The 13,766-nt window shown below is 72.5% G+C and carries 12 protein-coding genes; 4 read left to right on the forward strand and 8 right to left on the reverse strand.

The features are described from left to right. The first annotated feature begins 39 nt into the window (after positions 1-39). On the forward strand, positions 40-687 hold the full coding sequence (locus tag G3576_RS03735; RefSeq protein ID WP_164692952.1) for a TetR/AcrR family transcriptional regulator: 648 nt from the start codon (positions 40-42) through the stop codon (positions 685-687). Here the strand turns inward: G3576_RS03735 and G3576_RS03740 are convergent, their stop codons facing one another. The 3 genes from G3576_RS03740 to G3576_RS03750 all read right to left on the reverse strand — a co-directional run bounded on the left by G3576_RS03740 (position 688) and on the right by G3576_RS03750 (position 1,966). Continuing rightward, on the reverse strand, positions 688-852 hold the full coding sequence (locus G3576_RS03740) for a DUF3309 family protein (RefSeq protein WP_164692953.1): 165 nt from the start codon (positions 850-852) through the stop codon (positions 688-690). A gap of 4 nt (positions 853-856) precedes the next feature. Beyond that, entirely contained in the window at positions 857-997 is a 141-nt protein-coding gene (locus tag G3576_RS03745) for a hypothetical protein (RefSeq protein WP_164692954.1), read from the reverse strand. 75 nt (positions 998-1,072) lie between these two features. Then, a complete protein-coding gene (locus tag G3576_RS03750) occupies positions 1,073-1,966 on the reverse strand; it encodes a shikimate dehydrogenase (protein WP_235951374.1) in 894 nt (297 codons plus the stop codon). 136 nt (positions 1,967-2,102) lie between these two features. On the opposite strand from G3576_RS03750, the gene G3576_RS03755 reads away from it, so the two are divergent. The 3 genes from G3576_RS03755 to G3576_RS03765 all read left to right on the forward strand — a co-directional run bounded on the left by G3576_RS03755 (position 2,103) and on the right by G3576_RS03765 (position 6,056). Beyond that, a complete protein-coding gene (locus tag G3576_RS03755) occupies positions 2,103-3,092 on the forward strand; it encodes a Bug family tripartite tricarboxylate transporter substrate binding protein (protein ID WP_164692955.1) in 990 nt (329 codons plus the stop codon). Between the two features lie 87 nt (positions 3,093-3,179). Further along, positions 3,180-4,148: a Bug family tripartite tricarboxylate transporter substrate binding protein gene (locus tag G3576_RS03760; protein WP_164692956.1), complete on the forward strand. Its 969-nt coding sequence runs from the start codon at positions 3,180-3,182 to the stop codon at positions 4,146-4,148. Between the two features lie 63 nt (positions 4,149-4,211). Then, a complete protein-coding gene (locus G3576_RS03765) occupies positions 4,212-6,056 on the forward strand; it encodes a bifunctional sugar phosphate isomerase/epimerase/4-hydroxyphenylpyruvate dioxygenase family protein (RefSeq protein WP_235951376.1) in 1,845 nt (614 codons plus the stop codon). Here the strand turns inward: G3576_RS03765 and G3576_RS32495 are convergent, their stop codons facing one another. The 5 genes from G3576_RS32495 to G3576_RS03790 all read right to left on the reverse strand — a co-directional run bounded on the left by G3576_RS32495 (position 6,057) and on the right by G3576_RS03790 (position 13,684). After that, a complete protein-coding gene (locus G3576_RS32495; protein ID WP_164692957.1) occupies positions 6,057-8,540 on the reverse strand; it encodes an ATP-binding protein in 2,484 nt (827 codons plus the stop codon). A gap of 93 nt (positions 8,541-8,633) precedes the next feature. Further along, complete coding sequence (locus G3576_RS32500; protein ID WP_164692958.1) at positions 8,634-9,743, reverse strand: energy transducer TonB; 1,110 nt, start codon at positions 9,741-9,743, stop codon at positions 8,634-8,636. A gap of 137 nt (positions 9,744-9,880) precedes the next feature. Further along, positions 9,881-11,917 carry an acetate--CoA ligase family protein gene (locus G3576_RS03780; protein ID WP_328728385.1) on the reverse strand — a complete coding sequence of 679 codons (2,037 nt, stop codon included), beginning with the start codon at positions 11,915-11,917 and terminating at the stop codon, positions 9,881-9,883. Then, positions 11,914-12,699, reverse strand: a complete 786-nt coding sequence (locus tag G3576_RS03785; protein ID WP_164692959.1) for an enoyl-CoA hydratase/isomerase family protein — start codon at positions 12,697-12,699, stop codon at positions 11,914-11,916. Before G3576_RS03785 ends, G3576_RS03780 begins: the two co-directional genes overlap by 4 nt. Positions 12,700-12,712: 13 nt before the next feature. Next, complete coding sequence (locus tag G3576_RS03790; protein ID WP_164692960.1) at positions 12,713-13,684, reverse strand: Bug family tripartite tricarboxylate transporter substrate binding protein; 972 nt, start codon at positions 13,682-13,684, stop codon at positions 12,713-12,715. Positions 13,685-13,766 lie beyond the last annotated feature (82 nt).

Below are 13,766 nucleotides of genomic sequence, written 5' to 3' on the forward strand. Positions count from 1 at the left end.
GCGCTTGCGTCAGGGTGAACGGACCGTAGAGTCCAGACCATGGAAACGCCAAGTGCCACCCCCGCCCCCCGCCGCACCCGCGCGCCGGAAGCGACCAGGCGCGCCATCCTGGATGCGGCGCGGGCGGAGTTCGCGGCCAAGGGCTACGCCGGCGGGCGCGTGGACGACATCGCGGCGCGCACCGCGACCTCCAAGCGCATGATCTACTACTACTTCGGGGGGAAGGAGCAGCTCTACGCCGCGGTGCTGGAGGAGATGTATGGCGGCATGCGCGATGCGGAGGCCGCGCTGGCGCTGGACAGCCTGCCGCCGCCGGAGGCGATGCGCCGCCTGGTGGAGGTGACCTTCGACCACCACGCCGCGCATCCCGAATTCGTCCGACTGGTCAGCGTGGAGAACATCCACGAGGCGAGCAACGTGAAGCAATCGCCCGACATCCGCGCGCGCAACGCGACCGTGATCGGGCGGATGTCGGCGCTGCTGAAGCGGGGCGAGGCGAGCGGCGATTTCCGGCGGGGCATCGACCCGATCGACCTGCACATGCTGGTCAGCAGCTTCTGCTTCTACCGCATCTCCAACCGCCACACGCTGGGCGCCATCTTCGGGCGGGACACGATGGACCCCGCCACCGCGGCGCGGCAGCGGGAGATGATCGTGACGGCGGTGCTGCGCTACGTCTCGCCCTGATCAGATCCGCCCGAGCACCATCAGCACGACGATGATGATCAGCACCGTGCCGAGCACGCCGACGCCGCCATGGCCGAAGCCATAGCCATAGCCGCCGAAGCGCCCGCTGAAGCCGCCGATCAGCAGGATGATCAGCGCGATGAGGAGGATGGTGCCGAGCGTCATGGCCTCAGTTCGCCTGCACGCTGAGGCGCTGGCCGCCGACATTCACATCCAGCACCGTGTTGTTCTTGTTGTAGGCCCAGACGCCGACGCCGCCCGCGATGGCGGCGATCAGCGCGACGACGATAATGACGGATTGGCGGGACATGTGACGCACTCCGGTTGATGGATACGCGCGCCCAACACCCCCGGGGTGGGCCGGGTTCCCATCGTTCCGGAAGAATCAGCGCCCCAGCGACGCCTTGAACCCCGCCAGCATCCGCTCCGCATCCGGCACCAGGCCGGTGAAATGCGTGAAGGCATGCGCGGCCTGGAACACCGCCATGCCCCCGCCATCGAGCGTGCGGCAGCCGAGCCGACGCGCTTCCGCGAGCAGCGCCGTCTCCAGCGGGAAATAGACGATCTCCGCCACCCAGAGCCGCGCATGCAGCAGCGCTGGCGGGAGCGGCGTGCCCGGCAGCTTCGCCATGCCGACGGGCGTGCAGTTCACCAGGCCGTCGGCGGCGGCGACCTCCGCCGCCAGATCGGCCGCCGGCACCGCGCGGCCCTCGCCGAAGCGGGCTGCGAGAGACGCCGCGAGTTCGGCCGCGCGCCCAGCATCCACGTCATGGACCGCGAGAAGCTGCACGCCCGCATCCAGCAGCGCCTGCGCCACGGCCGAACCGGCGCCGCCCGCGCCCAGCTGCACCACGCGGTCCCGCGCCACGCCGGGCAGGCCCCGCCGGAAGCTCTCGCCGAAGCCGCTGCAATCCGTGTTGTGGCCGATCCGCCGCCCGTCCCGCAGCACCACCGTGTTCACCGCGCCCAGCGCCGCCGCTTCCGGCGACAGCTCGTCCAGCAGCGGGATCACCTGCTGCTTGCTGGGGAAGGTGATGTTGAGGCCGCCGTAGCCCATCCGCTCCGCCGCCACCAGCAGCTCCGGCAGCACCGAAGCGCCGCCCGCGATGCGATCGAGGTCGATGATGCGGTAGACGCAGGGAAAGCCCTGCGCCGCCGCTTCCGCCATGTGCATCGCCGGCGTGCGGCTGGCCTGGATGCCCGCGCCGATCAGGCCGAGCACCAGCCCCTTCTCCTGCAACGTGGTCATGGCGGCGGCGGGCGGAAGGCTGTCGGGCATGGACGCATCCTGTCTCGTCTTGGCCGCTTCAGAAAGGGCTTGCGTGATTTATGGACTAACCAGTACATACACGTCAACGGGATCGACGGCCGCGCCTCTGGCGCGAAGCCCCGGACCGGAGGAACGGAGACCAGGAATGACCCAGCTGACCCGCCGCGGCCTCGGTGCCGCGTCCCTTGGCCTGATCGCCGGCGCCGCCGCGCGCCCCGCCCTTGCGCAGGATGCCTGGCCCGGCACGCGCCCTGTCACCATCGTGGTGTCCTGGGCGCCGGGCGGCTCCTCCGACTTCACGGCGCGGCTGCTGGCGCAGGGGCTGGCACGGGAACTGCCGGGCAATGTCGTCGTGGACAACCGCCCGGGGGCTTCCGGCACGATCGGCCATGCCTCCGTCGCCCGCGCCCGGCCGGATGGGCAGACGCTGCTGCTCGGCGTGAACTCCACCTACGCCATGTCGCGGCACCTCTTCCCCAATCGCGGCTATGACGATGATCGTGCCTTCACGGGCATCGGCCGCGTCGCCGTCTCCCCCATCTTCCTCTGCGTCAGCAACGCGCTCGGCGTGCGGGACATCGCGGGCCTGGTGGCGCGTGCGAAGCGGGAGCCGGGCAAGCTCTCCTACGGCTCCTCCGGCGCCGGCTCCTCGGCCCATCTGGCGACGGAGCTGTTCCTGCGCGCGGCGGGGATCGACGTCCTGAACGTCACCTATCGCGGCGGCGCGCCGGCGGTGCAGGCGCTGGTGGCGAATGAGGTGCAGGTCGCCTTCGTCGATGGCGTCACCGCCCTTCCCCTGATGGCCGCGAACCAGATCGTCGCCATCGGGATCAGCAGCCTGGAGCGGAACTCGCTGGCGCCCAACGTGCCGACCATCGCGGAATCCGGCTTCCCGGGCTTCGAGGCGACGACCAACTGGTCGCTCCTCGCCCCCGCCGGCACGCCCCAGGCGATCATCGACCGGCTGGCCGCCGCGAAATCCGCCGTGCTGCGGACGCCGGAGGTGATCGAGCGCATGCGCCAGGTCGCGATCGTGCCGATGGACGGCACGCCGGCCCAGTTCCCGGAATACCTGGCGGCCGAAAGCGCCAAATGGGGCGAGGTGATCCGCAGCCGGGGCATCACCCTGGAATGATCCTGCGACATCGCTAAAACCGTGCCCATCGGCCGGCCCCCATCCCGGGGCCGGCCCCAGGTGATCCGAAGGGGAAGGAAACCGACCATGATCACGCGTCGTCTGCTGGGCGGCCTGGCCGCCGCGCCGTTCATCGCCCGCGGCGCTGCCGCACAGGATGCCTGGCCGAGCCGGCCCGTCACCCTCGTGGTCCCCTGGGCCGCCGGCGGGTCCACCGATGCGGTGGCGCGCATCCTGGCCGCCAGGCTCACCGCCGATAGCGGCCGCGGCTTCGTGGTGGACAACCGCACCGGCGCCAACGGCACCATCGGCTTCAACTCCGTCGCCCGCGCGCGGCCGGATGGCTACACGCTGCTGGTCTCCACCGTCAGCACCTACGCCATGGCGCCGCACATGATGACGCTGCCCTACAACAACGAGCGTGACTTCGTGGGCATCGGCCTGATGGCCGCGATGCCGATGATCCTCTGCGTCAACAAGAATTTTCCGGCCAACACGCTGGCGGAATTCGTCGCCGCGGCGAAGCGGCCCGGCGCCAATGTCACCTACGCCAATTCCGGCGTCGGCTCCTCCACGCACCTGGCGACGGAGCTGTTCCTGCAGACCGCGGGGCTGCAGCTGGTCGATGTCGGCTATCGCGGCGGCGCGCCGGCGGTGCAGGGCGTGCTGGCGAACGAGACGCCGATGATCGTGCAGGCCGCCTCCGGCGTGCTGCCGCTGATCCAGGCCGGCGAACTCAAGGCGCTCGCCATCTCCACGCGGGAGCGCAGCCCGGTGGCGCCGAACATCCCGACCTTCCGGGAGCAGGGCTTCGCGGAGTACGAGGTGTACGAACACATCGCGCTGCAGGGCCCGGCCGGCCTGCCCGATGCCATCATCAACCGCGCCAATGCGCTCGCCAAGGCCGCGCTGGAAGCGCCGGAGACGCGGGAGCGCCTGGCGGCGCTGGCCGTGGTGCCGGTGGTCGGCACGCCCGGCGAATGGCCCGCCTATTTCGCCGCCGAGAACGAGAAGTGGCGCGGCATCATCCGCAGCCGCAACATCACCCTTCAGTAAGAGGCATCCCGAACCCGCCGGGATGCGCTATGCGTGTCCCGGCGCCTGATGGGACGAGAAAGCATGCAGCGGTCGATCGCCACGGTCTGTCTCTCGGGCACGCTTCCGGACAAGCTGGAATCGGCCGCCGCGGCGGGGTTCGAGGGGGTGGAGATCTTCGAGCAGGATCTCCTCGCCTTCGATGGATCGCCCGCCGAGGCCGGGCGCATGGCCGCCGATCTCGGCCTCGCCATCACCATCTTCCAGCCCTTCCGCGACTTCGAGTCGATGCCCGAGCCCGCGCGCGCCCGGAACATGGACCGGGCAGAGCGGAAATTCGATGCGATGCAGGCGCTGGGGACGGACCTGGTCCTGGTCTGCTCCAATACCCAGGCCGCCGCGATCGACGACCCTGCCCGCGCCAGCGCCGACCTGCGGGAGATGGCGGAGCGCGCCGCGAAGCGGGGGCTGCGCGTCGGCTTCGAGGCCCTCGCCTGGGGCCGCCATACCAACCGATGGCGCCAGGCCTGGGACATCGTGAAGCGCGCGGACCATCCGGCGCTCGGCCTGATCCTCGACAGCTTCCACACGCTCTGCCTCGGCGACGACCTCGAGGGCCTGTCGCAGGCGGTGCCGCCGGAGAAACTGTTCTTCCTGCAACTCGCGGATGCGCCGCGGCTGAGCATGGACCCGCTTTCCTGGTCCCGCCACCACCGCACCTTTCCCGGCCAGGGGGAGCTGGATGTCGCGGGCTTCCTGCGCGCCACGCTGGATGCGGGCTACAAGGGCCCCCTCTCGCTCGAGATCTTCAACGACGAATTCCGCGCCGCCCCCTCCCGCCGCATCGCCCGCGACGGGCTGCGCAGCCTGGTCTGGCTCGGCGAACAGGCGAAGGTCGCGGCGCTGCCGGCGGTGCCGCGGCTCGCGGGGATCGAGTTCGTGGAGTTCGCGGTGGATGAGACGGCGCGCGCCGAGCTCGCCGCCTTCATCGCCGCGCTGGGGTTCCGCCGCGCCGGCACGCATAAATCGAAGGCCGTGGAGCTGTGGCGCAACGGCGGCGCCAACATCGTGCTGAACGCGGAACCCGACAGCGCGGCGGCAGAGCGCTTCGCGCAGCTCGGCGCCACGGTCTGCGCCATGGCCTTCCGCGTCGATGATCCCGCCCGCGTCGTGGCAAGGGCGGAGGCGCTGCGCTGCCCCACCTTCCGCGAACGGGTCGGCGAGGGCGAGCGCCGCATCCCCGCCGTGCGCGCGCCGGACGGCACGCTGATCTACCTCGTGCAGTCGCCGAGCCCGACCCCGATCTGGGAGGACGACTTTCATCTGTTGCCCGATGCGGGGGAAGACAAAGGCGGCCTGACGGGCATCGATCACGTCGCGCAGGCGCTGGCGCCCGGGATGCTCGACAGCTTCGTCCTGTTCTACCGCGCGGTCTTCGGGCTGGAAGCCGATGCGCCTTGGGAGTTGCCGGACCCCTACGGGCTGGTGCGGTCCCGCGCCTTCACGGGCGGGGACGGGTCGGTGCGCCTGCCGCTCAACGTCTCCGAAAGCACGCGCACGGGCACGGGGCGTTTCGTCTCGGCGCTGGCCGGCGCCGGCGTGCACCACATCGCCTTCGCCACGAAGGATGCCGCCGCGGTGGTCGATGCGGCCTCCACCCGCGCCGCGCCGCTGCTCGACATTCCCGAGAACTACTACGAGGACCTCGCCGCGCGCGTGGGGCTGGAGGATGCGGCGCTCGCGGGCCTACGCGAACGCCACCTGCTGTTCGACCAGGACGGCACCGGCGGCGTCTTCCTGCACGCCTATACCGCGCCCTTCCATGACCGCTTCTTCCTGGAGATCACGGAGCGGGAGGGCGGCTATGCCGGCTTCGGCGCGGTGAACGCGGCCGTCCGCATGGCCGCGCAGCAGCGCGGAAGGGGCTGATCAGGCCGCCGGCAGGGTGATCCGGAATACCGCGCCCGAGCCCTCATTGGTGGCGACGATGGTGCCGCCCATCCCGGTCACGAGCCCGTGGCAGATGGACAGGCCAAGCCCCGTGCCGCGGTCCGGCCCCTTGGTGCTGACGAAGGGCTGGAACAGGCGCGCCAGCACGGCATCCGGCAGGCCACCGCCCGTATCGCTCACCGTCAGCCGGACCTGACCCGCGGCCGCGTCCGTCACGGCCTCCACCACGATGCGCCGAGGCCCGTCGCCCTGCACCACGGCGTCGCGCGCATTCATGATCAGGTTCGACAGCACCTGCTCCAGCGCCACCAGATGCCCCAGCACCACCGGCGGCGGATCGCCGAGCGTGATCACCAACTCCACCTGCGCGTCGCGCAGGCTGGCGCCGACCAGGGATTGCGCGCCCTCGATCGCCGCCTGCAGGGGCACGGGCTGCGGCTCGCCCCCCATCTCCGGCCCGCGCGCGAAGCGGCGGAGATGCTCGATCACGTCGGCGGCGCGCCGCGCGTAGCCGATGATGCGCTGCAGCCGCTGCCCGGCAGCACTGCTGTCGCCACGGTCCAGCGCCGATTGCGTGTTGGTGGCGGCCAGCGTGATGGCCTGCAGGGGCTGCTTCAGCTCATGCGCCAGCCCGGCCGACATCTCCCCCAGGGAGGCCAGGCGCGCGCCGGTGATGGCGCGGGCCTTGGCTTCACGCTCCGCCGTCACATCCGCGATGTATCCGACGATTTCCGTCCGCCCATCGCCGGCGGCATGCATCGCCTGCATCGTGATGACCACCGTGATCACGCGGCCATCGGCACAGCGCAGCGCATGGTCGCCGCTCACCGCGCCATCGCGCGCAAGCGCGGCCCATTCGGCGGCAAGCCGCGCGGGGTCGTCCACGATGCTGAGCAGCCCGCCCTGCCCGGCCAGCGCGTCCACCGTCCAGCCGGCCATCCGCTCGATGCCGCGGCTCATGTAGGTCTTCTCAAAGGTGCCGTCGTCGGAGACGCGGCCGCGGAACACCACGACGGGGGCGGCGCCCAGCGTCTGGTCCAGTTCCAGCCGCGCGGCTTCCGCGCGTTGCGCGGCCTGGTACTGGGCCGTGACGTCGCGGGTGTAGCCCACGACCTCCCCGCCGCCATCGGGGCGAGACGATACGCGGACCAGCACCGTGGACATCCAGCGATAGCTGCCATCGGGCTGGCGCAGCTGCCAGTCATACTCCGTGCTGCCCCGCGCCAGCGCATCGGCGATGCACTCATCGATCCAGGGCGTCCCCTTGGCGACGTAGGATGTCCAATCCGTCAGGCCGTTGAGCCGCCCATCCGTCCAGCCCGTGACGCGTTCCACATCACCGCCGCGATAGAGCAGGCGCGAGGGTCCGCGCGGGCCCTCGCTGTCGCGCAGGAAGAGCACGACGGGCAGGCCGCGATGCAGCCTTTCCACCTGCCCGCGGCCCTGCAGCAGCGCCGCCGCTTCCAGCCGGAGGCGCGCGGCGCGGGAGGCCGCGACGCCGCCCGCCACGGCGATCAGCCCCGCCGCCGCCAGCCCCAGCACCATCAGGCGGATGGTGGTCTCCAGCGCTGGCAGCGACAGCAGCTGCGCCTCGGCCTGCACGGCCGCGAAGACCGTCAAGTTGGTGTCGGGTACGGGGCGGATGGCCCGGAACTGCTCCACGCCCGTGAAGGCATTGCGGCCGGCGGAGGAGGCGCGGCCAGATTCGCCCCCGGCCTCGCGCCAGGCTTCCATGCTCGGCGGCACCTGACCGATCAGCCGCGCCGAGACGTCCGGCGCCCCCTTCTGCACCCGCGCCAGCAACTCCCCCTGCCGGCGCAGCAGCGCCACCACGTCGCCATCCTGCTGGGCGACGGAGGCGAGGGAGCGGGAGAGGTCGCCGGGATCGAGCCCCACCATCATGGTGCCGGCGAAGGCCCCGGTGGCGTCGCGCAAGGCCTGGGCCGCCAGGATCACCGTGAGGCCCGTGCCGCGCCCGATCTGCGGCGCCGTCAGGAAGGTGCCCGGGAAGCCGTCCCGCAGCGCGATGAAATAGTCACGGTCCGCGGCGTTGAAGCTCTGCGCCATGACGTTGGTGGACCAGCGTAGGCCGCCATCGGCGCCGAGGATGACGATGCTGAGGAAGGGCGTCGGCCGCCCGCCGCGGTCGCGCAGAGTCTGGCGCAGCGCCTCCTCCATCTCCCGCCGCACCGGACCCTGCTCCGCCGCGTCGAGCGCGGCCCAGCGCTGCGCCAGCACCTTGAAGCCGGACAGCTCGTCCAGGCTGCGAAGCACGAATTGCGCGGCGATCTCGGCGGCGGCCTCCGCGCGCCCAAGCGCTACCTCCTCATGCTCTGCCCGTTCCCGCGCCACGAAGCGCTGCCCCGCATATTGCGCGCCCGCTGCCACGGCGAGCACGCCGATCACCGCGATGATGGGCCAGAAGGGGCGGCGCGAATGCCGGGCGGTGGGGGACGGGGTCACGAACGCGTTATGTCCGGCTTGTGTTGCCAGCCTTCTTAACCGGGCACCCCTGCAGGATCGAGTTTTAACGACCGCGGATCATTTTTCGGACAATCAGCGCCGGATGAGGATGTAGTTCACCGTCAGATCGATCGTCACCCCGTTCGGATCGGCGGGCGGCGGGAAGGCTGGCAGCGTCGCGCCGCTGAAGGGAAAGGTCGCCCCGAAATTGAGGGAGGGCGACACGGAAGGCCCGGTGAGGCGCACGCTCCGCACCTGGCCATCCGGGCCCGCGATGACCTGCACCCGCACCGTGCCGGACTCACCAAGCTGCGCCGCCCGCAAGGGAAAGCGCAGGTTCTGGTCCATCCATCGGCGGAAGGCCGCGCTCCAGTCGGCACCGACCTGCGCGCCGGTGACGCGCACGCTGGGGTCGGTGCTGGCCGCGCCTTCCGCCAGGCGGGGATCGACGGTGAGGTCCAGCCCCTGCGCCTGGCGCCGCCCGGGCGGCGCGCTGCGGGATGGCGCGCCAAGCTGCACGCCACCGGGCACGAAGACGCTGCCGGGCGGCAGCACGGGCGCGGCCTGCTGTCGCGGCGGCTCCGCGGCCGGGCGCGGCGGCGCCTCGAAGCGCGGGCGAAGGCGCAGCGGCTGGGCGGGCGGCAGGATCTCCGCCGCACTCGGCAGGGGTGGCGGCTCCGCCGCCTCCGGCGGCGGGGCTTCCGGCACGGGCAGTGCCGTGGGCGGGGGCGGCGGCAGCAGGGCGACCACGCCGGGTGGCGCGGGTGGCGGCGGGGGCGTGACGGCGGGCGGGGCGGCGGGCGCCGGGGGTGGAGGCGGCGCCGGCGGGCGGGGCGCGGGTGGCGGCACCACGCGGGCTTCCGGGAAGGGCGGTGCGGGCGGCGGCGGCGTGGCGGGCGGAGGCGGCGGCTCCGGCGCTTCCACGGGTGCGGGCGGGGCGCTGGCCTGGGGCGGGGCGGGCACGGCCTCCGCCACCAGGGGCGCGTCCGCCGCGGGCGGCACCTCGAAGCCCGGGGGCGGTTCGGCTGCCGAACGCTCCGGGCTGCCGCCCTCGAAGACAACCTCGATGGCCGGGGCGATGGCGTTGAGGTCGCGACGGTCCCGCGGACCCTCCCAGAGCAGCAGCGCCATCACCAGCGCATGCAGCAGCGCCGAGCCCAGCAGCCAGGCCAGCACCCGCCGCCGGCGAGACCGGCGCGGCACAGGCCCGGGCCGGGAGGCGCCGAAACGCGGCAAGGGGGAGGAAGGGCGGGGATTCTCTGACACGGGCCGGGACCGGATAGACGATCCCGGCGGCCATGGGGAGGAAACCGGCCGTGACGAAGTGTGCGCCCCGGCGGTTACGCCAGGATCGCCACCCCATCCGCCGCCCGCACCCCCTGCCCCGCCGGCAGGACGAAGAGCGGGTTGATCTCCGCCTCCAGCAGCCGGTCGCCCAGCGCCTCGCCCATCCGGGCGAAGCCCAGCACGGCCTCCACCAGCGCGGCCTCATCCGCCGGGGGGGCGCCGCGGAAGCCGGCCAGCAGGCGATGCGCCTTGAGGCCGCGCACCATGGCCAGGGCATCGGGCCGGGACAGCGGCAGCATGCGGAGCGCGGTGTCGCCGAAGACCTCCGCCGCCGTGCCGCCGGCGCCCAGCAGCACGGCGGTGCCGAGATGCGGGTCGCGGATCAGGCCGAGGATCATCTCGACCCCGCCCGTCACCATCTCCTGCACCAGCACGCCCTCGGCCTGCGGGATTTTCGCGACCAGCGCGGCGGCGGTGGCGGCCACCTCGCCCGGCGCGACCCGCAGCGCCACGCCGCCAATGTCGGACTTATGCGCGATGTCGCGGGCCAGGATCTTCACCACCAGGCGGTCGCCGAGCCCGGCGGCCGCGACGCCCGCTTCCGCCGGCGTCCGCGCGGCCACTTCCCGCACCGGAGTCACGCCGTAGCGGGCGAAGAGGCGCTTGGCCTCCGCCTCATCCATCGGGCCGGAGGGCAGGTCCAGCGCCTCGGCCGGCGCTTCGGGAGCCAGGGCCGGGGTGGGCCGGGCGAGCGCAGCGAGGATCGCGGCGATCCCCTCCGGCGTGGTGGAGGCGGGGACGCCACGCGCATTCAGCCCGGCCGCGATGTGGGGCGCGTGGGGGCTGACATAGGCGATGACGGGCTTCGCGCTGCCGGCCCGCGCTTCCAGGATCGCATCCGCCACCAGCGTCGGCTGCGCGAGCGCGGAGGAGCCGACGATGACGACCAACTGGTCGTAGGAGGGGCTGTCGAGCAGCGCGGTGATGGCGCCCCGGAACAGGTCCGGCCGCACGCCGGCCAGCGTCACGTCCACCGGGTTGCCCGCCACCGCCTCCCCGATCAGCGCGCCGATCCGCTCTGCCGTCGGCGGGTCGAGCGGCGGCAGCGTGCCGCCCGCGAGCCCCGTCGCATCCGCGACCAGCGCGCCGGCGCCGCCGGTCGAGGTCAGCACCGCCACCCGGAACCCCGCCGCGCGACGCTCGCCGGACAGCGCGGCGGAGACCTCCAGCAGGTCGGAGAAGCGATCGACGCGGATCACGCCGAGGCTGGCGAAGAAGGCGTCATACATGCGGTCGGCGCCGGCCATGGCGCCGGTGTGGGAGATGGCGGCCTGCGCCCCCGCCTCGCTCCGCCCGACCTTGAAGACGACGACGGGCTTGCCCGCTGCCGCGGCACGGCGCGCGGCGCGGCGGAAGGCGGCGGGGTTGCGGATGCCCTCCAGGTACAGCGCGATGCAGCGGGTCGCGGGATCATCGACCAAGTGGTCCAGCACCTCGGCGGCCTCGATGTCGCCCTCGTTCCCCGTGGCGATGAGGCGCGCGAAGCCGATGCCCGCCGCCGCGCCGCGCGACAGCAGCGCGCCGAGGATGCCGCCGGATTGCGACACCACGGAAAGGCCGCCCGCGGGCAGATCCTCGAATTCCAGCGCGCCCGTCGCACTCAGCACGATGCGGTCGGCGAGGTTGACCAGGCCGGTGGTGTTGGGGCCGAGGAGGCGCATGGGCCCGCAGGCCGCGCGCAGCCGGGCCTGCTTCGCCATGCCATCCTCGCCGGTCTCGCCATAGCCGCCCGCCAGCACGATGGCTGCCTTGCAACCCTTGGCCGACAGGTCCCGCAGCGCCTGCTCCGCGCGTTCCGGCCCGACCAGCACGATGCCGACATCCGGCGCGCCAGGCAGCGAGGCCACATCGGGGAAGCAGCGCAGCCCCGCGATCTCCGTGGCCCGCGGGTTCACCGGCCAGACATCACCGGCGAAGCCGTGCCGCACCAGGTAGCCGACCGGCCGCCCGCCCGTCTTGGTCAGGTCGGTGGAGGCACCAACCACCGCGACGCTGCGGGGCCGCAGCAGCGCATCGAGGCCCGCGCTCACTTCTTCGACTTCTCGAGGAAGGCGGTGACGGAGGCGCGGTGTTCCGCGGTGGTGTAGCAGATCGCCTGGCTCTGGCTGCCGATGGCCAGCACCTGCTCGAAGGTCGATTCAAGGCTGCGGTCCAGCGTCGCCTTGGCCAGCGCCAGCGCGGCCGAAGACCCCGCCCCCACCTGCTCCGCCCATGCCTGCGCCTGCGCCAGCAGATCGCCGTCCGGCGCGACGCGATCCGCGAGCCCCATCGCCAGCGCCTCCGCCGAACCGACGCGGCGGCCGCTGAACACCAGATCCTTGGCCTTCGACAGCCCGATGCGCCGCGGCAGGAAATACATGCCGCCGCCATCCGGGATCAGGCCGCGATTGATGAAGCTCATGGTGAAATGCGCGGCCTCACCGGCCAGGATGAAGTCGCAGGCCAGCGCCACATCGGCGCCGAGCCCCGCCGCCGCGCCATTCACCGCCGCGATGGTCGGCTTCGGCATCAAATGCAGCAACGTGATCGACTTGTGCGTGCGCGCCTGGCGGCGCCAGCCATTGATCGCGACCTCCTCGGCCGATGCCGCCAGGCGGTTCTTCATGCCCCGCACATCGCCGCCGGCGCAGAAGGCCGTGCCGGCGCCCGTCACCACCAGCGCCTTGATGGCGGGGTCGGCGGCGACCGTCTCCAGCGCCTCGATCATCTCGCCGCGCATGGCATCGTCGATCGCGTTGCGCACCGCCGGGCGGTTCAAGGTCAGCGTCGCGATGCCGTTGGTGACGGCCAGCAGGATGGCGGGGTCTGACATGACGCGATGGTCCTCAATCGACTCGAAGGTTGGCGCGACGCACCACGCCGGCCCAGCGTTCGCGGTCGCTGGCCAGCAGGCGGGTGAAGTGGTCGGGTGCGGGGCTTGGCGCGATCTCATCGACGCCGGCCTCGATGAGGCGGCGGCGGATCTCCGCATCCTCCATCGCGCCCTTGGCGGCGGCGTGCAGCGTGGCGATGCGGTCGGCGGGCGTCCCCGCGGGAGCCAGCAGCCCGTACCAGGTGGCGCTGTCCAGCTCCGGAAAACCCTGTTCCACGCTGGTGGAGAGATCGGGCAGCGCGACGCTGCGCGACTGCCCCGCGACGGCCAAGGCACGCAGCGTATTCGCCGCGATATGCGGCTGCAGCGGTGCCGAGGCATTGGTCAGGATATCGAGCCGCCCGCCCAGGATGTCGTTCAGCGCCGGGCCGGTGCCGCGGTAGTGGATCGCCTCCAACTCGATCCCCAGCACCACGCCGATCATGGCGCCCAACGCATGACCGTTGGTGCCCACGCCCGGCGTGCCGAAGCGCAGCGGTTCGCGGCGCTGCTTCCCGAAGGCCTGCAACTCCGCCAGGTTCCGCGCCGGCAGCGACGGATGGACGCAGATCACGTTGGGCGAGGCGCCGAGATAAGCGATGGCCGCGAAGTCCCGCACGGGGTCGTAGGGCAGGCGCGGCTGCACGAGCGAGGAAATGACGAAGCTGCCCGATCCCGCGAGCAGCATGGTGTGCCCATCCGCCGGCGCCTTGGCCACGGCGTCATTCCCGAGCACGCCGCCCGCGCCGCCCCGGTTCTCCACCACCACGGGCTGGCCGAGCCTGGCGGCCATGCCATCGGCCAGCATGCGCCCGACCACGTCGTTGCTGCCGCCGGCGGTGAAGGGGATGACCATGCGCACGGGGCGCGCAGGGAAGGATTGTGCGTAGGCAGGCAGGGGCAGCAGGGCGGCGGGGAGCAGCTTCAGGGCATCGCGGCGACGCATGGTTGTTTCCTCCGGTCGGCGGCGCTTCGGCCGCCTGGTTCAGGCTGTGTGACGGCATGGGGCAGGCGGCGCCAGCGCGCAA

This window comes from Falsiroseomonas algicola, assembly GCF_011040385.1.
Lineage (GTDB): Bacteria > Pseudomonadota > Alphaproteobacteria > Acetobacterales > Acetobacteraceae > Falsiroseomonas > Falsiroseomonas algicola.